The organism is Chelativorans sp. Marseille-P2723 (genome assembly GCF_902809845.1).
Classification (GTDB): domain Bacteria; phylum Pseudomonadota; class Alphaproteobacteria; order Rhizobiales; family Rhizobiaceae; genus Chelativorans.
The window spans coordinates 162,141-179,707 of record NZ_CADDWI010000009.1 but is presented as its reverse complement, the minus strand read 5'-3'; the positions used below and the strand labels follow the sequence as shown (position 1 = coordinate 179,707).

Genomic DNA, 17,567 nt, shown 5'->3' with positions numbered 1-17,567 from the left:
TAAGTTCCCCTTTTAAACGAGAAGGTTCATTCATTGGTGGATTTCAGCATTGAATAATGAATGGCGCACCTCCTTTCGAAATTGCGAAACAAGCCAGCGGCAACCGTGCTCAAGACATTTCCGGAGGTACGGCGCCAAGGGAAAGCCAATGCTTCTGAAGAGGCACTGCCGACTGGAACAAGGACGCTTCGCTCCAAGGAGCGCCGATCAGTTGCATGCCGATAGGTAATCCTTCCGCAGATAGCGAATAGGGTACGGAAATAGCAGGTAGACCCAGATAGGACGCAGGCTGCGTGTAATGCGCCAGCAGCGTCACAGTCCGCCATTGTTCCGAATTTTGGGCATCGGAAATTTCTGTGTAGCGAGGCGGAAGGACCGGCACTGTCGGCGTCATCAAGACGTCAGCCTGCGCGAAGTTGGTGGACAAGGCCGACTTCAGAAGAGTAGCGCGCAACCGCAACGCGTCGATATAGTCGACGCCGAGCACACCTTCGCCCGAAGAGATGAACTTGCGCACCGCCATCGGATAGTTTTCGGGGCGCTTCGCCATAAGCTCGCGATGGACACAAGCGGCCTCAGCGCGCATGATGATGCGCAGCAGGGAACGGATTTCCGGAGTCTCCACAACGGCCGTATCCACAACCCGGAACCCTGCTTTTTCCATCGTCGCCCGAGCGTTCAGCCAGGCTTCCACAACCTGCGGGTCAGCATGCTCGGTATAGTATCGATCAGGAACGCCAATGGTAAGCGGCTGGCGTACCCCTTCCGCCAGCGACACATCCCTTCCGGCTGCGACGCTGAACAATAATGCACAATCCTCGATGCTTCGGGTGATTACGCCAACTGAGTCCAATGACCAGGCGGCCGGGAACACGCCAGTCGAGGCGATCGCGCCGGCGGTGGGCTTGAGGCCAACAACGCCGCAGAAACTTGCCGGCATACGCACGGATGCGCCGGTGTCCGTGCCCAGCGAACCGGCCACGACACCTGCCGCTACCGCTGCTGCTGATCCCGAAGAGGAAGCGCCGGTACATCGATCAAGATCCCATGGGTTGCCTGCATTGCCATAAAAAGCATTTGTACCCGTCGTACCCAAGGCGAACTCCGCCATCGTAAGCGGACCCAGATCGACGCTTCCCGCCGCCTCGAACGCCGCGATAACCGGCGAGTCCGGCAGGTCAAGCCCCTCCACAGCATGACCAACGCCGCAACGCGGCTGCCGCCCTGGCCGTGCGAACATATCCTTCTGCGCAACGGGTATGCCCCACAGGGCCTTGCTGCCGTCAAAGCCGGCTTTGTCGAGTTCCTCAGCTCGACGTAATGCCTGTTCGTCCTCGATCGAAACAAAGGCGTTGAGACGATGATCGATTGCGTGTGCACGCTCAAGCATCGATACAGTCACTTGCGTCGCGGTGAGCGTTCCGTCCTGCAGATGCGCACGGATTTCCGATATTGCCAGACGGTGGATGTCGTTCATTGCGGCGTCCTCCCATGGCTGCGCAGATGAAGCCAAAGCGGCTCAGGGGATGCCACCGGGGTAAGATGGGGACGGAATGCCTCAATGTCTGTGGCAAGCATGATGGCTTCTTGCGCCATTGCCGCCACATCTTCGTTCTCCGACATTTCGGATCGCGGGGAGAGCCGGGCAGAAACGACTGCCTGAATGGCATCACACAGCTTGGCGCTCATCAGATGATTTCCCTGTCGATGCTCTCGAAAATGGCGAAGGATTGTCCGCCAGCCACAAGCCTCACGCGGTCGCCGCAGCGCGGTGTGCGTCCTTCGGGCATGATGAGGCGGCCTGTGACCCTTACGCCCTCGTCAAGATCTACGAGGGCGATGATATAGGGTGCTTCTGCCTTGAGTTCGCGTGTTGGTGCCCGATGGACAACAGTAAAGGAATAAAGCTCCCCTTGGCCATTGACTTGAGCCGCTTCAGATTTGGCATCATGGCATGCTGGGCAAAGCGGCTTGGGATAGAAGCGCAATGAGCCACATGCTGTGCATCGCCGCATTGTCGGAAAGACATTCTGGTTCGCGACGGTCATAGCGCATCAGCTCCACCAAGAATGAGGCTGCAATGCACGCCGATGATGCCGCCATTGCCGTGGACGAGAGCAGTAGAAACGCGCTCCAACTGTCGGTCTCCGCCCTCCTGCCGTATTTGGCGCGCTGCCTCAATGACATGAAAAATGCCGGCCGGCACCCCGCTATGACCTGCAGAAAGCAATCCACCATGCGGGTTTACCGGCAATATGCCGCTTCTCGCGATACCGCCGCTTTCGACGAAAGCTCCACCCTCTCCCTTTGGGCAGAAGCCAAGATCCTCAAGTTCTGCGATCACCGTAATGGTGAAGCAGTCGTAAAGACACGCAAAATCGATGTCGGACGGCGAAATGCTGGCGCCTCTATAGGCATCCGCTCCCGAAGCAACTGCAGCGGTCGTCGTGAGCGATCCGGAATCGCCCACCCAGGCGTGGCCTAACCCATAACCTGCGCCAAGCAACCAGACGGGCTGCCCGTTGAGATTACGCGCCCGCTCGGGCGTCGTGACGATCACAGCACCCGCGCCATCCGAAACGAGTGAGCAGTCCAACCGGCCGAGAGGCGAGGTAATCATCGGCGCATTGATAACATCCTCGACCGTGATCGGCTCACGCATGTGCGCATTCGGATTGAGGCCAGCGTTGCGGCGCATCTCGACCGCTACCTGCGCCATCTGCTCATGTGTCGTGCCATATTCGTGCATGTGCCGCTGCGCTACTAACGCGTAGAGCGCCGGAATTGGTGGGCCGAGGGGCTGCTCCAATTCTGCATGGGCAGCGGAGCCTCGCGTGGCCATGGACGCGATCGCGCCGCCGCGTGACATGCCGGAAAGCAGGCTCTGTCCGGCGACGCAAAGCACTGTCGAACAGGCCCCGGTAGCGACCGCCATGGCAGCTTGATGGATCATCGAAGTACCTGACGCGCCCGCAACATCCACGGTGGCGAAATAGGATGGTTTGAGGCCGAGCGCGTCTGCAACGACAACGCACGGCATGGGCCATCCTTCCACCCGTGAGGGAGTTGTCAGAAGGCCGTCTACGTCCTTGAACGTCAAGCCGGCATTTTCCAGCGCCTGCGCCGCGGCGTCCGCGATGAGCTCCATGGAGGTGCGGTCGGGAACTACCCCGATCCGGCTTTCGCCGGTGCCGACGATCGCTGCAGCAGCGCGCATCATGGGCGGATCAGAAGGGCATCGCAGACTGCGACGCCCTGTCCCTTGCTTGCGACGAGGACAGGGTTCAGGTCAAGTGCGCCGATGTCTTCGGCAAGTTCCAGACCGAATTCCGAAACCTGCATCATCAGCCTGACGAGTGCTTCCACATCCGCGGCCGGTGCACCCCGGAAACCGTCAAGAAGCGGCCAGCCTCTCAACTGCCTGAGCATCGAATAAGCATCCCCTTCGGTGATCGGCAACATTCGGTGGGCAACGTCTTTCAACATCTCCGCCTGAACGCCACCGAGGCCAACGGTAATGATCGGGCCGAACGCAGCATCGTGCGAGAGTCCCACGATCATCTCCACCCCCGGTGCGGCCATCCGCTCCACAAGGAACCCCTCAATATGAAGGTCAGGCGCCTTTTCGCGGACCTGCGCCTCGATCGCGCGCGCGGCTTCGGCAGCAGCATGCCCGGAGGTGATGCCGAGCCGTACGCCTCCGAGCTCCGTCTTATGACTTGCGTCCGGAGAAACCATCTTAACTGCTACCGGCCCTCCAATGCGGTCGAAGGCGACGCTGGCGCATTCCGCAGTGGCCACAAGCTCCCCCTTGGGCACCGGCAGACCGGCTTCAGTCAGCAGCAGCTTTGCCTGGACCTCTGTGGGACGCGCAGGCAGTTCCGCGAGCGCGGCTCGCAGGTGGTGGCTTTTTCCGCCAAGTACACTGCCATTATGCGACGGCTCGGCTGCCAAGCCGGCATAATCGACCGCATGCCGAATTGCTTGCATTGCCGGTGCGATGTCACGGAATACTGGAATGCCCCGCCGGACCAGTTCAGCCGGCGTCAGGTTCGGGTCATCGGTGCAGCCGCCGCTCCAGACCATTGCGAAAGGTTTGCCGCAGCCGGTAATGGCCTCCGCTGCCGCCTCGATGATCTGCCGCGAATGGAGGGTGAGGACCGGCACCACCACGTCGATTGACGGGTCGGCAGCGATGGCCTGCATCACGCCGGAGAAGATTTCCGGCGCGCCGATGGCAGCCGAGGTGACATCAGCCGGGTTAGCCGCCTTAACGTAGTTAGGAATCAGCGATGAGAGGCGGCTTTGCGTCTGCTCGCTGAAGGCAGGAAAAGATAGGCCTTGGGCCGGGCCCTGGTCAGCCAGGTGAACGAGATTGCCGCCGGAGATTGAGACGGCGGCAAGGCCCCCGCCTGAAAAGCGATGGCCGGTGCGCAACACCATGGCCATATCGACCATCTCATGACAATCGTTCACCCGGATGATACCGAGCTGCCGCAACACGTCATCTGCTACCGCGTCGCTACCAGCCAGAGCGCCGGTATGAGAAATTGCCGCCTGCCGCCCTGCATCCGAACGGCCAAGCTTCATCATCACGATGGGCTTGCCAGCCTTGCGGGCCTTTTCTGCCAGGCGCCGCAATTTGGCCCCGCTGCGGATGCTTTCGGCGAGCATGAGAATGACACGCGTGTGCGCGTCATCGACCATGAACTCCGCGTAGTCCATGATATCAAGGTCGGCATCGTTGCCGCAACTCACCTGATAGCTGATGCCCAGACCAGCCTGCTGGGCACGCCACATCACGTTGACCTGCGCAAGTCCGCCGGAATGTCCGAGTACGGCAACGTCGCCAGCGGGTGCGCGGGGCCCATTGATTGTTGCCGTCGAGGTTAGAGCGACGCCGTCCACATAGTTGATCAGGCCGTTGCAGTTCGGCCCCATGAAGCGCAAGCCATTCTGGCGGGCCAGATGGACGATTTCCGCCTGAAGCTTCTTGCCGTCCTCGCCACCACCCTCAGCGAAGCCCGAACTGAATATCGTTGCAAACGGTACGCCCCGTTCGCCGCACTGGCGGATCGTCTCGGGAATCGCCGCGCTCGGCACGATGATGCATACATGGTCCGGCGTCTCTGGAAGGCTACGTATATCCGGATAGCAGGCAAGACCGTCGAGCTCGTTCAGACGAGGATTCACCGGATAAATGTTTCCACCATATCCGAAATCGCGCAACTGACGGAAGCAACGACCGCCAAACTTGCCGAGATCGGAGCTTGCCCCGACAAGTGCAACGGATTTAGGCGCGAAGAAACGACGAAGATCCAGTCTATCCAATGCCCCACCCAATTTTTTGCCTGTAGACGAGGCTTTGCCCCGGCAAGTTGTCCCTAAATGTAGACAACCTAGCAAAGCAATTTCGGATCAGCAATACAAAAAAGGCTCCGGGTAGAAGGCAGCCCAGCGAGGATTTCCCACAATCAGAGGAGCTTGGCACTGAAGCGCCTTTTGCAATCGTATGTGGCTGATCGTCCGACTAGCCGGGTCGCTCGCCGAGATGACTCCAGATGTCGCCTTGGCGCACTAGACTGATCTTGTATTCGTAAAGATCGGGCCGATAGAGCGCTTCGATATATTCGATTGGTCGCTGTGATTGCGTGCGAACCTGTCGGCGCACCCACAGGAGCGAGCTGGCTGGCTCCACTTCGAGAAGCTTGGCGATTACGGAGTCGGCAAGTTTGCATGAGATGACCTGCTCGGCGTGGGTGGGCGGAAAACCGACCTCGCGCAGAAGCGTCAGAAGCGGTCGCTCTGCAAGATCATCGGGCCGGTAATGCCGGCCGACATCCTCAGGCACCCAGGTCGTGAGATGGCTGAAGGGAACGCCATCGCTGAGCCTTACACGAATGGATTTCTGCACCACGCTGCCGAGCTTCAGTTCCAACTGCTCGGCAACATCGGGCGGCGCAGGCACATAAGCGAATTTTAGCAGGCGCACCTCGGTCCGCAGCCCCATTGCAATGAGGTTCTCAAGCAGTCCCTGCAGGTTCTCCCGGCGTCGCTGGGGCTTCAATGGCTGCACGAATGTGCCTGAGCCGCGACGCCGGGTGATCAGGCCTTCCCTCTGCAGCCGCCCCAATGCATTCCGGACGGTAATGCGCGAAACGTCGTGGGCAAGGGCCAGTTCATGCTCGCCCGGCATAGGGGTTCCTACTGGCCATTCTCCTTCCAATATCTTCTGCCTAAGAAGTAGATAGACCTGATGATAACGCGGCATCGGATTGGCCGTCATGTTACTCATCGCCTTCCCCCGTCCAGACGTTCGCTGATCGAGAAAGTTTCGCCCGCAAAGTGAAAGTTTTCGAGCGCGAAGGTTCGTCTCCTGCGAAGGGAGCAGGAGCGGAAAGTCCACTCCAGTTCCGACATCGATTTAGCCTCCCCAGTTGATCGCCGGCATATCCTCCGGACGTCCTCCCCTTCCAATGCCTCTCATGGCACGCGCCTAGTCGCTAGCATGCTCTTTCGAGGCAATCCACATTTGCAATTGTAATCTTGATATATTTATAGCAAAACTCGGGATTGAAGCTGACCCCATAAGCGGCTTTTTCGCGAACCTGGCGAGGGTAAATGGACTTTTCGATTTCCGAACAAGATCGCCTGCTGCTCGAGAGCGTTGACCGTTTCATCGCGCATCACTTGCCTCCTGAGGAGGTGCGAAGACGCGACGACGGCCACATCCCTCCATATGATCTTCTTCCAGCCATGGCTGAGCTCGGGCTTTTTGCCTTGCCACTGCCTTCCGAGTATGGCGGGTTGGATGCGAGCTGGAGCATGGTAGCGCTCGTCCAGGAGCGGCTGGGCCTCCATGCTTATTGCGCCGCGTCGATCTTCAATCGCGTCGTTGGTTTCGGTGCGATGTCAATTCTCACCTATGGCTCGCCTGCCCAGCGCGAAGAGCTGCTTCCGGAAATTGCGGCGGGGCGGCTGCTGATTGCTCTGGCCTTGACAGAACCGAGCGCGGGTTCGGATGCGTCGGCGTTGTCAACGCGCGCCATTCCGGTGGATGGGGGATGGCGGCTTCGCGGACGCAAGGTCTGGATCAGCGATGCCGAAGGAGCCGACTTGCTGCTTGTAGCGGCGCGCCAACCAGGAACGGAAGGCGCGAAGGGAATCTCGCTTTTCCTGGTCCCGCCCAAGGCGGCTGGCATATCGATGACGGGCTTGCCAAAAGTGGGCAACAACTGCATGCCAAGCTTCGACATCGGTTTTGACGATGTCTTCGTGCCGAAGGACGCGCTGATCGGCGAGGAAGGTGATGGGTTCGCCAACCTCATGTCTACATTGCACTACTCGCGCGCCAGCATGGCGGCGACAGTGACAGGCTGCGCCCAGGCGGCAGTCGACCTGGCCCTTTCCTATGCACGGGAGCGTACGCAGTTCGGCAGAAGCATCGGCAAGTTCCAGGCTATCCGCTTCCGCCTTGCCGATATGCAGATGCGGGTGGACCAGGCAAGACTCATCGTACACCATCTGGCCTGGATGATCTCGCAGAACCAGGAATGCGGACGGCAAGCATCGCAGGCGAAGGTCATCGCGACTGAAGCATTGCAATATGTCACGCATCACGGGATGCAGATTCTGGCCAGCGCCGGCTACGCAATGGAAAGCGATATGCAGCGCTACTGGCGTGATTCCCGTCTCTACACCTTCGGTGAAGGCTCCAACGAAATCCAGCGCGAGCTGATCGCGCGGCAGCTAGGCCTTTGATGTGCCAGCCAAACCAACTGATAGGAGGGATCGACTCGAGATGACAGACGAGCGACCAATAAAGGCGATCGATTCGACAGTGAATATCTGGACGAAGGAGGCTTTGGCTGGCCGTCCGGACCGGAAGAATTTCTACACCGGCAAAATGCGTGTGAATGTCGATATGGAAGGGCTTTCACTTCCCGACATGCTGGCGCGCATGGATGCGGCTGGGATTGAAAAGGCATTTCTGGTAGCCGCTAAGGTGGGGCAGCTCGGCCACCCAGCATGCTATCACGTGCCCTACAAGCTGGTAGCCGATGCTGTACAGGCACATCCTGACCGCTTCCTGGGAATCGCCGGCCTTGATCCTACTGAAGGCATGGCGGGTGTTCGCGAGTTCGAAAGAGCGGTCCGCGAATATGGCTTCATCGGCGGGCACTTCTATCCGCATTGGTATGAGCTCGCGCCCGATCATGCCCGCTGGTATCCGTTCTATGCAAAATGCTGCGAACTGAATGTCCCGGTTCAGCTCCAGGTAGGTCAGTCAATGATCTATGACGAATCCTATCCTCGCCGGAGCGTCGGCCGGCCGATCACGCTTGACGCTGTCGCTTGCGATTTTCCCGAGCTCAAGCTGATAGGAATTCATGTTGGTATACCGTGGACGGATGAGATGATCGCGATGGCCTGGAAGCATCGCAACGTCTACATCAGCACCGACGCACATAGCCCCAAATATTGGCCGGCGTCTTTCGTCAACTACATCAATAGTTACGGCCAAGACAAAGTCATTTTTGGTACGGACTTCCCGATTCTCGATTTTGGAAGGACGATTCGGGAAATAGATGAGCTGGGGCTCAAGCCTGTAGCGAAACGGAAGCTGCTGCGTGACAATGTCTTGAAAATCTATGGCCTGGATGGAGGCGCTTGATGCTCAACATTGCCGAAGGTGTCGAGAGCGTCGCCCGAAACAAGCCGAACCATCCTGCGGTCATCGAGGGTGAAAAGGTCACCACCTACAGCGAATTTGTGCGCAACATGCTTGGCATTGCCTCCGGCTTCCGTAAATCCGGATTGCCTGAGGGAGCTGTTGTGGGCATAGCGCTACGCGACACCGCCCGCTATCTCACCGTGCTTTATGCACTTGCTCGCGCAAATATCATCATCCTGCCAATTGATTGCCGATGGACGGCTGTCGAGAAGGAGCGCGTGGCACGCCATTTCGGTGCCAGCCTCGTGCTCCTGGAGCCAGGTGACGCTCTTGGTGAGGAAATCGCCACGCAGACCGTGGATGACGAGTGGTTCGCAAACATGTCTGCGACGCCGGTGGTCGAGTTTCCGAGCGGCGATGGCTCCGCCCCCCTTGTCCTGTCACTCTCGTCGGGAACAACAGGCCGGCCGAAGGGGCCGCTCGTCACCCACAGGCATTTTTTGCGGCGGTACATGACACATTGGATCGATCTCGGCTTCACGACGCATGAGCGATATCTTTGTGCCACCCCGCTTTACTTCGGTGGCGGCCGCATGTTCTGCCTGTCGACGCTGTTTTGCGGCGGTACGGTGGTGATGTTTCCGCCGCCGTTCAAGGTCGCGGAACTGGCGGCCGAAGTCGAGCGTACTCAGGCAACGAGCCTTTTTCTCGTTCCCACGATGATCCGCCGGCTTTTGGACCTCGACGATTCTGTGCTTGCGCCATTGCGTAGGCTGCGGATGCTGCTGGTCAGCGGCGCTCCCGTTACGCCGGAGGAGCGTATTGAGATCCGCAAGCGGATATGCCCAAACTTCTTCGAGTATTACGCGGCCACCGAAGGCGGCGGTATCTCCTTGCTGACGCCGAAAGACCAGGAGACCCATGGGGGAACGGTAGGAAGGCCCATCTTCGGAGTCGAGGTGGATGTCGCCGATGACGACGGGCGCTCCTTGCCCCCAGGCGAGGTCGGTCTTCTGCGCTATCGCGGGCCCGGGGTGGCGGACTCCTTCTATCGTGACGATGAGGCGTCCCGAGAATCGTTCCGGGATGGATGGTTCTATCCGGGGGACCTTGCTGAGCGTGACGAAGACGGTTTCATCACGCTGCGGGGTCGCCGCAAGGACATGATCATCAGAGGCGGCGTCAACATCTATCCCAGCGATGTCGAAGCAACTCTCCTGACCCATCCGTCAATCATCGATGCTGCGGTCGCAGGCTGGGAATCGCGCGAGTTCGGCGAGGAAGTGGTTGCCTTCGTGATCGCGCGGGACGCCCCGTCCCCTGAAAGCTTGACCGAGTGGTGCGCAAGCCAGCTTGCATCCTATAAACGGCCGAAGGCAGTCCTGGTTGTTGACGAGTTCCCAAGGAACAGTTTTGGAAAAGTCCTGAAGAAAAAGCTTGTCGAGATGCATGCATCCGAGATCCGTGAGGCAATAGGATAGTTTCGGGTGCATGAGATGAGGCTGAATCCGCACCCGATGTTTGAAGCCGTTAACTGCGCCAGCTTGCGACGTCGTTTCTCTCGTCCGGTTGATTGCACTAGCGCGGGTTTGGCTGCCCTGTCCCTGCTGGGTACCGTAATTGCGAGTGGCCACTTGGCGGGTTTGAGACTGCTGCTGTTCGCGAGCCAGGTGGCACGAACAATGTGTAAAGAGGTGAAACCATGACCGTGGCTCCCATGGCGGATGTACCGGATCCCACCCGTCCTTCTCCGGCGCTCAGCGGTTCGATCCAGATCGAGAATGTTACAAAGGTCTATCAAAGCAGGGGGCAGCGCACGGTCGGCGTAGAGAATATCAACCTGGCCATAGAGCCGGGCGAGTTCGTGGTCCTGATTGGCCGCTCAGGGTGCGGCAAGAGCACCTTGCTGCGCACGCTTGCAGGGTTGCAGCCGCCAACCACAGGGCGGATTAGGATCAATGAGAAGTCGCTTTATCAGGACGATGGCCGGATTGTTCCGCGCGTTATCGGCGACCTCGGTTTCGTTTTCCAGGATGCGAACCTGCTGCCCTGGCGTTCGGTCTGGAAGAACATCGCGCTTCCCCTCGAAGTACAGAAGGTTCCGAAGGAGAAGCGGCGGCTGCGCGCGGAGCAACTAGCCGAGCTTGCGGGGTTGAAGGAATTTCTCGATCATCTGCCCAAGGCACTCTCCGGAGGAATGCGCCAGCGGGTGGCGATTATGAGGGCTTTGGCGGCCGAGCCATCCATCCTTCTCATGGATGAGCCGTTCAGCGCGCTCGATGCCATCACGCGCGATGAACTCAACCTTGCGCTCCAGGACATTTGGCTGCGCTATCGCAAGACTGTAGTGCTTGTTACGCATTCGATTACCGAAGCCGCATTTCTAGCCGACCGGATTGTACTGCTTTCGCCGCATCCGGGTCGCGTCCAGCGCATCATTCCTGTGCCCTTTGAGAGGCCAAGGCCACTTTCGATCACAAAATCCGTGGAGTTCCAGGCGCTGGTGTCCGAATTGCGGGTCGAATTAGGAGAATGACGATGACAAGTTCAGAACTGTCGACCGAGGCTGTCCTCGACGCCGAGCGAAGGCGCCATTCGCTCTTGGCGATCGCCGACCGGTATCTGACATGGGTCACGACGCCGCTTCTGATTCTCGCCTTCATTGGCCTGTGGAAGCTCTATATCGTCGTCTTCAATGTCAGCCCGTTCATGTTGCCGCCGCCCGAAGCTGTCGGCAAGAGCTTGCTGGAGCTGATGTCCCAGCCGTTCTTCTGGAACTATTTCCGCATCACGGTCACCGAGATCGTTTCGGGATTCGCGATTGCAGTCGTCATCGGTGCGGTATTGGGTGTGCTGCTTGGAAAGCTCAAGCTCTTCGAGCGAATTGCTTCCCCCTTTATCGTAGCATCGCAGGTCACGCCCAAAGTCGCGCTCATGCCGCTCTTTCTCCTATGGATGGGGTTCGGCATGCAATCGAAGATCGCAATGGTCGTTCTGCTGTCCTTCTTCCCAGTGATGAAGTCGACGATCCTAGGTGTGCGGTCAATCAGCCCAGAACAGCGCGACTTGTTCACGGTGATTCAGGCACCCGGTTGGAAACGCGTGTGGTCGCTCGATATACCCGCCGTCCTTCCGTATCTTCTGACTGGTGTGGAAACGGCCAGCGTACTGGCGGTTACGGGTGCAATTGTGGGCGAGTATCTTGGCGGCAATGAGGGATTAGGGGCCATGGTCGTCATGACGCTGAACGCCATGCGCGTTGACCAAATGTTCGCGACAATCGTAGCGCTCGCCTGCTTCGGCTTCATCTTCTATGCACTCATCGCCTCAATCCGCAAGGTCGCCGTGCCGTGGCACGATTCTGCTCAACAACCATAAAGGGAGAGAATGCAATGACTATCAACAGACGCAGTTTTACGAAAGGGTCGCTCGCTGCGACGGTAGTGGCCTCGATGGGGGGAAGCTCTGTAGCTTTCGGCATATCCAGCGCTGCGGCTCAGGCGGGCGGTTCCTACACCTATATGGCGCCGGCCAAGCTCACCCTGTTCCAAGGCTATTTGCTTGCGGCTGAAGGAAAAGGCTTTTTTGAGGAAGAGGGCGTGGATATCAAGATCCAGCCCGGCACCGGTACGGCGGTTTCGGTTCAGCAGGTTTCCGCGGGAGCAGCGCCATTCGGAATGGCAGCCCCTATCGCCACCTGTGCGCCCATCGCAGACCAGAATGCTCCCATCATCTCGATTGGCCAGATCGGCTACCGGAATTTCTGGGAGTTAGCGTCTCCTGTCGACAAGCCTCTCAAGCATCCCAGGGATTGGCAGGGCAAGACGATCGGTATCGCCTCGGTCGGCGGAGCCGTGGATCTTCAGTTTGACGCAATGTCGCGCGCCGTCGGACTGGATCCCGCCAATGTCAACAAGGTTGTCACTGGGCTCGGCCCCAGCGGCTATGCATTCCTGGAGCGTGGGGAAGTCGATGGCTTCTTCGTCTTCTACGAGTCCAAGACTGCGCTGATGAATGACGGTATCGAACTTCACTACCTACCAGCCGACGACTATGCACCGCTTCCTGCCGACGCGCTGATCACGAACCTGGCATTTGCCGACGATCCAGCAAATGAGGAGGTTATCGTCCGGTTCCTGCGGGCTTGCCGCCGCGGGATTGAATTCATGCAGGATGAGGCGAACTACGAAGAAGTTGTAGGCTTTCTGAATGCCTACAATCCGATCGAAGGGTCCCAGGTCGAAAAAGGCAAGCAGATCCTGGCCAGCCTGAAGCCCTACATGGAGCCGACGGGCGGGATTCCCCAGATGCGCTTCAGCGAAGAGGACTGGGCGAAGGCTATCGAGCTTTTGGAAAATTCTGGCGTGATCCAGACGAAGGGTGTGGCGCCTGAACGCTTCTATACAAATCGCTTCGTTGACCAGATCTAAACGGCTGGTTCCGGAGCTGTTTGACGGGGAGGGGCGGCGAAGACCGCCCCTTTTTCATAGTTCGCGGTCGAGGAAATTCCGGAAAATGGCGGCAGCTTCGTCCGGGTCCGTCGTGACCGCGGGAATCACGGCCTTCGTGGAATTCGGAATGAGTGCTGCGAATTCATCATGCCATTTCATGAGCATATCGCTCGCGGCGCAGACCGCCAGCGTCGGCACGGAAATTTCGGCAAAGCGCTTGCGCTTGTCGAACCGGAAGGCCGCACGATACGAGTGGTGGTAGGTCTCTATCGCCTTTAGCACGTCCACCACCTTGCCATGCAAGACATCTGCGGAAGGCAGGCCTAGCTGACGCCGATGAGCGGCGTCCGTACGGTACCACGGCCAGAACATGTATGTGTCGCGGACGAAATGCCACGCCCAGTTTATGTGGCTCCCGTGCAGATCCGGCTTCATCGCCGGCGCATAATTCTCCAGCAATTCCGCCTGCATCTCATCCGAATAGAGGCCTACACCATCCATGATGAGACTGTTCACCCGCTCCGGGTTGCGTATTGCAATTTCGGCTGCGACGGAGGCGCCGGTGTGTGTGCCGTAAAGATCGAACTTGTCGATGCCAAGTGCATCGATCGCCTCCAGGGCTCGTTGGGCAAAGAAATCAATATCAGGAATTTCCGGCATGCTCCCGTGGGAATCACCATTGCCCATCGTGTCGGGTGCCACGACGTAGCGGTCCGATGCCAGCGACGCGACCAACGGTTCAAGCCCCAGGCTGGAACCGGGCGACGCATGGATCAGTACCACTGGGCGCCCCCTGCCTTGTCCAGCATAGCGGAAATGCACCTGACCCTCGTCGACGTCTACGAAACCGCGCCGGACACGCGGGCTGGATGATGTGTTCATGGTTCCGGATCTCCGTACACCTTGACTACTCTCCCGCTCCGGAAACAGAAACCCTTTCGCAGGAGCAGGATTCGCATATTCAAACAAGCTGCTGCGCCCTTAAGCGTGTACTTTGGCTGCAGGTCAAGCGAAATGAGATGTTCTTTGGCAGCCCGCGACATCCGACGCAAGATGCAGCCGAACTTGCTGGATTGGTTCAATTCATTGATGTGCGTGAGTTAAAGCGGCAGCCCGATAAGCGGCAAGAAGCTTGTCCTTGGCCTCACTAATGCTATCTTCGAGGCTCTTTCCAGAGGCGAGCATAGCGGCTATGGCGCTTGAAAGCCGGCATCCGGAGCCGCGCAGCTCAGCATTCACTCGTGGAGCGTTGAAGAGGAGCGGAGCCTCTTCCTTGCGCAACAAGATATCGGTCGAGCCGGATTGATCAGGCGAATGGCCACCCTTTACCAGAAGTGCGGAGCAGCCCGTACTGTGCAAGCTAGCGTGTCCCTGGGCGATGGCTTCCTCGTCACAGCGGGCGGGCTCACTGCCGCAAAGGACGGCAAGTTCGATCCAGTTGGGGGTCACGAGAGGGCAAAGCGGCATCAATTCGTGCTTAAGGGTGCCGAGTGCGTCGGCCTCCAGAAGAAGCTTACCCGACGATGCGGCAAGCACCGGATCCAGCACGACCGGGATCGCGGGATGTTTTTTCAGGACGGATGTAACAGCTTCGACGATTGGCCTCGTGGCCAGCATGCCGATCTTGATTGCGCGGACATCACGCGCTTCAAGTGCGGTCTCCATCTGGCGTGCGACCAGATGTGGCGGCATCGTCTCAACAGCCAGCACGTGCCTATCAGTCTGTGCCGTGACAGCGGTAACGGCCACTGCTGCGGAAAGTCCGAGTTGGGCGATAGTTGCTATATCGCGGGAGAGCCCGGCGCCACCCGAGGAATCAGAGCCTGCCACTGCCAGCACACTGGCTATTCGATCCTGAGCGTCTATCGCCATTGACGGGTTGCCTTGACCCATTCCCGAGTGCGGCCTTCCGGGTCGGAGTTGCGCAGAATATCGGTCACCACCGCGGCCGAATCTGCACCATGCTCGAAAACTCCGGCAAGTTGCTCGGGCGTTAGGCCGCCAATGGCGACGAGAGGCAGCGGCGCGACACGCTTCTTCCACTCTGCGACCCGCGGCAATCCTTGCGGTGCCCATTTCATCTTCTTGAGGAGTGTAGGGTAGATCGGGCCGAGCGCCACATAGTCCGGTTCGACGGCAAGCGCAGTTGCAAGTTCGGCATGGTCATGGGTGCTGATACCCAGCCTCAGCCCCCCCCGTTTGATCGCGGCGAGATCGGCGGCCGCCAGATCCTCCTGCCCGAGATGAACGAAGTCGCAATCCTCCTCGATGGCGAGTTGCCAATAGTCGTTGACGATGAGCTGGCAGTCATACCGCGCGCAAATCGTCCTTGCGCGGCGGATTTCCGTCCGCAACTCCGGCTCGGCCATTTCCTTGATGCGCAGTTGCACCAGCTTCACGCCGAGCGGCACCAGGCGCTCGATCCAGGCCGAGGAGTCGACGATGAGGTAAAACGGATCGAGCCTCATGAGAACACCGCCTTGCCGATGATAGGCGTGGAGGGCACGGCCATGTCGCGCGGCTCCAGCCAGCGGCCCCGCCTCGAACGCACGGCGGCCCGCTTCGACTGCCTGCGCGAAGGCCGATGCCATCATCACCGGATCGCCGGCCTTGGCGATGGCGGTGTTGAGCAGCACCCCATCAAAGCCCAGTTCCATGACAGCGGCGGCATGCGAGGGCCGGCCCAGGCCGGCATCGATGATGAGCGGCGTATCCGGAAAATGCGTGCGATATGCCTTCAGCGCATCGATATTCACCGGCCCCCTTGCTGAGCCAATTGGGGCGCACCAGGGCATCAGCACCTCGCACCCAACCTCAAGCAGCTTTTCACCTACCACCAGATCCTCGGTCGTATAGGGAAAAACCGTAAAGCCATCCTCACTCAGTATGCGCGCGGCTTCAACAAGCGCAAAGACATCGGGCTGCAGCGTGTCGTGATTGCCGATCACCTCAAGCTTGATCCAATTCGTGCCGAACACCTCGCGCGCCATTCTTGCCGTTGTCACCGCCTCCTTCACCGTGTGGCAGCCTGCGGTATTGGGCAGGATGCGCACATCAAGCTCGCGGATGAGCGACCAGAAGCGGCTGCCGCTTTGGCCGCTCGTGCCTTCCCGCCTGAGCGAAACGGTGATAGCCCTCGCGCCGGAGGTCCGCACGGCATCGGCCAGCACCGCAGGAGATGGATATTGCGCAGTGCCAAGCAGCAAGCGGGAGGAAAGCTGTTCTTTGTAGAGGGAGAGGCCCATTTTACCCCCCTTGCCGCGGCGTCAGGATTTCTATGCGATCGCCTTCGCGAAGTTCTGTTCTCTTGCGTTCTTCCCTAGGCACGAACTCGCTGTTGAGAGCAGTGGCATACCAATTGCCTTCGTAGCCAAGCTCTCCGAGTAGACCCGCAAGGTCCGTGGCTACCGTTTCAAGCGGCCGTCCATTCACGATAAGCTTCATGGCATGTCCTTCCTGAGTTGTGATCGGCAAGCACCGTTTGGACCACCTGGCAGGCAAGCGCCGGCGCCATGAGGAAGCCGTGGCGGTGAAAGCCGTTCACGAAAATGGTTCCGTTTTTCTTCCTGATGGCGGGAAGATTGCTTGGAAAAGCAGGGCGCACGCCTGCGGCCATTTCGATGATGCGCGCCTCGCCAAAGGCCGGATGCAGTGCGTAGGCGGCATTCAGAAGCTCCATCATCGAACGCACTGAAACCGGGCCTTGATCCGCGCTTTCGATCATCGTCGCCCCGACCATGAACCGGCCCTCGCCGCGCGGCACGATATAGACAGGAAAGCGGGGATGGATGAAGCGGATGGTGCGGGAGAGATTCACCTCCCGCGTTTCAAGGTGCAGCATCTCGCCGCGAACCCCGCGCAGATCCGCAAGAGCCTGCGCTGCCGCAAAGCCAGTGCAGTCAATGATACGTTCGAATGGCTCCTCCCGTGCGCTGTCCTGCCCGAAGTCCATGTCGACGCCCATGCTAGTGAGTTTTTCATGAAGAAGTGGAAGGGCATGCCGCGGATCTAGATGGGCTTCCTGCGCAAAAAAGAGCCCGGTTCGAAAACGTCCTGCAAGGTCCGGCTCCAGCCTAGCAATCTCCTCGCCATCTGCCCAGCAATGCGCTTCCGTCCGCTCCGCGAAACGCCGCAGCTCGGTGGTATCGCGCGGCGGGGCAACCACCAGCGTGCCGTTGAAGGTCACGATGCCGGGCAGGGTCTTTTCCCACCAGTCCGCTGCCTGTCTTCCAAGCCGGACTACCTCGGGGCCGCCGCCTTCCTGCTCGCAATAAGGGGCAAGCATGCCGCCCGCCAGCCAAGAGGCGTTTCCGCCGATATCCGGACGCCTCTCAATTAGGGTTACATGGGCGCCCGCCTTTGCCAGTTCGTGGGCCGTGGCCAGGCCCGCGACGCCCGCTCCTTTGACGAGGATGCGCATCAGGGTTCGCTCGCGGAGATCC

At 59.3% G+C, this 17,567-nt stretch carries 17 protein-coding genes and 1 pseudogene; 6 read left to right on the top strand and 12 right to left on the bottom strand.

What is annotated here, in order from left to right; all coding sequences use genetic code 11:
• Positions 1–109: 109 nt before the first annotated feature.
• The 6 genes from HUS57_RS08220 to HUS57_RS08195 all read right to left on the bottom strand — a co-directional run bounded on the left by HUS57_RS08220 (position 110) and on the right by HUS57_RS08195 (position 6,295).
• Entirely contained in the window at positions 110–1,477 is a 1,368-nt protein-coding gene (locus tag HUS57_RS08220; RefSeq protein ID WP_173932614.1) for an amidase, read from the bottom strand.
• Entirely contained in the window at positions 1,474–1,689 is a 216-nt protein-coding gene (locus HUS57_RS08215) for a hypothetical protein (protein ID WP_173932612.1), read from the bottom strand. Before HUS57_RS08215 ends, HUS57_RS08220 begins: the two co-directional genes overlap by 4 nt.
• On the bottom strand, positions 1,689–2,048 hold the full coding sequence (locus HUS57_RS08210) for an OB-fold domain-containing protein (RefSeq protein WP_173932610.1): 360 nt from the start codon (positions 2,046–2,048) through the stop codon (positions 1,689–1,691). Before HUS57_RS08210 ends, HUS57_RS08215 begins: the two co-directional genes overlap by 1 nt.
• Entirely contained in the window at positions 2,045–3,220 is a 1,176-nt protein-coding gene (locus HUS57_RS08205) for a thiolase family protein (protein ID WP_173932608.1), read from the bottom strand. The genes HUS57_RS08210 and HUS57_RS08205 overlap by 4 nt, the downstream gene beginning before the upstream one ends.
• On the bottom strand, positions 3,217–5,331 hold the full coding sequence (locus HUS57_RS08200; protein ID WP_173932606.1) for an acetate--CoA ligase family protein: 2,115 nt from the start codon (positions 5,329–5,331) through the stop codon (positions 3,217–3,219). The genes HUS57_RS08205 and HUS57_RS08200 overlap by 4 nt, the downstream gene beginning before the upstream one ends.
• A 199-nt stretch (positions 5,332–5,530) precedes the next feature.
• Positions 5,531–6,295 (bottom strand): GntR family transcriptional regulator, encoded by a 765-nt coding sequence (locus HUS57_RS08195; RefSeq protein ID WP_173932604.1) that lies wholly within the window; start codon positions 6,293–6,295, stop codon positions 5,531–5,533.
• A gap of 326 nt (positions 6,296–6,621) precedes the next feature.
• On the opposite strand from HUS57_RS08195, the gene HUS57_RS08190 reads away from it, so the two are divergent.
• The 6 genes from HUS57_RS08190 to HUS57_RS08165 all read left to right on the top strand — a co-directional run bounded on the left by HUS57_RS08190 (position 6,622) and on the right by HUS57_RS08165 (position 13,104).
• Complete coding sequence (locus HUS57_RS08190) at positions 6,622–7,761, top strand: acyl-CoA dehydrogenase family protein (RefSeq protein ID WP_173932602.1); 1,140 nt, start codon at positions 6,622–6,624, stop codon at positions 7,759–7,761.
• Between the two features lie 40 nt (positions 7,762–7,801).
• Positions 7,802–8,674: an amidohydrolase family protein gene (locus HUS57_RS08185; RefSeq protein WP_173932600.1), complete on the top strand. Its 873-nt coding sequence runs from the start codon at positions 7,802–7,804 to the stop codon at positions 8,672–8,674.
• The gene (locus HUS57_RS08180) at positions 8,674–10,155 is read left to right on the top strand and encodes an AMP-binding protein (RefSeq protein ID WP_173932598.1); all 1,482 of its coding nucleotides are present in this window, start codon (positions 8,674–8,676) and stop codon (positions 10,153–10,155) included. Before HUS57_RS08185 ends, HUS57_RS08180 begins: the two co-directional genes overlap by 1 nt.
• Positions 10,156–10,376: 221 nt before the next feature.
• Positions 10,377–11,210: an ABC transporter ATP-binding protein gene (locus HUS57_RS08175; RefSeq protein ID WP_173932595.1), complete on the top strand. Its 834-nt coding sequence runs from the start codon at positions 10,377–10,379 to the stop codon at positions 11,208–11,210.
• Between the two features lie 2 nt (positions 11,211–11,212).
• Positions 11,213–12,052, top strand: a complete 840-nt coding sequence (locus HUS57_RS08170; protein ID WP_210256063.1) for an ABC transporter permease — start codon at positions 11,213–11,215, stop codon at positions 12,050–12,052.
• A 14-nt stretch (positions 12,053–12,066) separates the two neighbouring features.
• The gene (locus HUS57_RS08165; protein WP_173932592.1) at positions 12,067–13,104 is read left to right on the top strand and encodes an ABC transporter substrate-binding protein; all 1,038 of its coding nucleotides are present in this window, start codon (positions 12,067–12,069) and stop codon (positions 13,102–13,104) included.
• A 54-nt stretch (positions 13,105–13,158) separates the two neighbouring features.
• Here the strand turns inward: HUS57_RS08165 and HUS57_RS08160 are convergent, their stop codons facing one another.
• The 6 genes and pseudogenes from HUS57_RS08160 to thiO all read right to left on the bottom strand — a co-directional run bounded on the left by HUS57_RS08160 (position 13,159) and on the right by thiO (position 17,545).
• Positions 13,159–14,007 (bottom strand): alpha/beta hydrolase, encoded by an 849-nt coding sequence (locus tag HUS57_RS08160; RefSeq protein ID WP_173932590.1) that lies wholly within the window; start codon positions 14,005–14,007, stop codon positions 13,159–13,161.
• Positions 14,008–14,208: 201 nt separating this feature from the next.
• Complete coding sequence (locus HUS57_RS08155) at positions 14,209–14,997, bottom strand: hydroxymethylpyrimidine/phosphomethylpyrimidine kinase (protein WP_246727801.1); 789 nt, start codon at positions 14,995–14,997, stop codon at positions 14,209–14,211.
• Positions 14,988–15,593 (bottom strand): thiamine phosphate synthase, encoded by a 606-nt coding sequence (locus HUS57_RS08150; protein ID WP_173932586.1) that lies wholly within the window; start codon positions 15,591–15,593, stop codon positions 14,988–14,990. The genes HUS57_RS08155 and HUS57_RS08150 overlap by 10 nt, the downstream gene beginning before the upstream one ends.
• Positions 15,590–16,370, bottom strand: a pseudogene (locus HUS57_RS08145) (thiazole synthase). Before HUS57_RS08145 ends, HUS57_RS08150 begins: the two are co-directional and overlap by 4 nt.
• Position 16,371: 1 nt before the next feature.
• Complete coding sequence (thiS, locus tag HUS57_RS08140; protein WP_173932584.1) at positions 16,372–16,569, bottom strand: sulfur carrier protein ThiS; 198 nt, start codon at positions 16,567–16,569, stop codon at positions 16,372–16,374.
• Positions 16,538–17,545 carry a glycine oxidase ThiO gene (gene thiO / locus HUS57_RS08135; protein WP_173932582.1) on the bottom strand — a complete coding sequence of 336 codons (1,008 nt, stop codon included), beginning with the start codon at positions 17,543–17,545 and terminating at the stop codon, positions 16,538–16,540. Before thiO ends, thiS begins: the two co-directional genes overlap by 32 nt.
• Between the last annotated feature and the right edge of the window lie 22 nt (positions 17,546–17,567).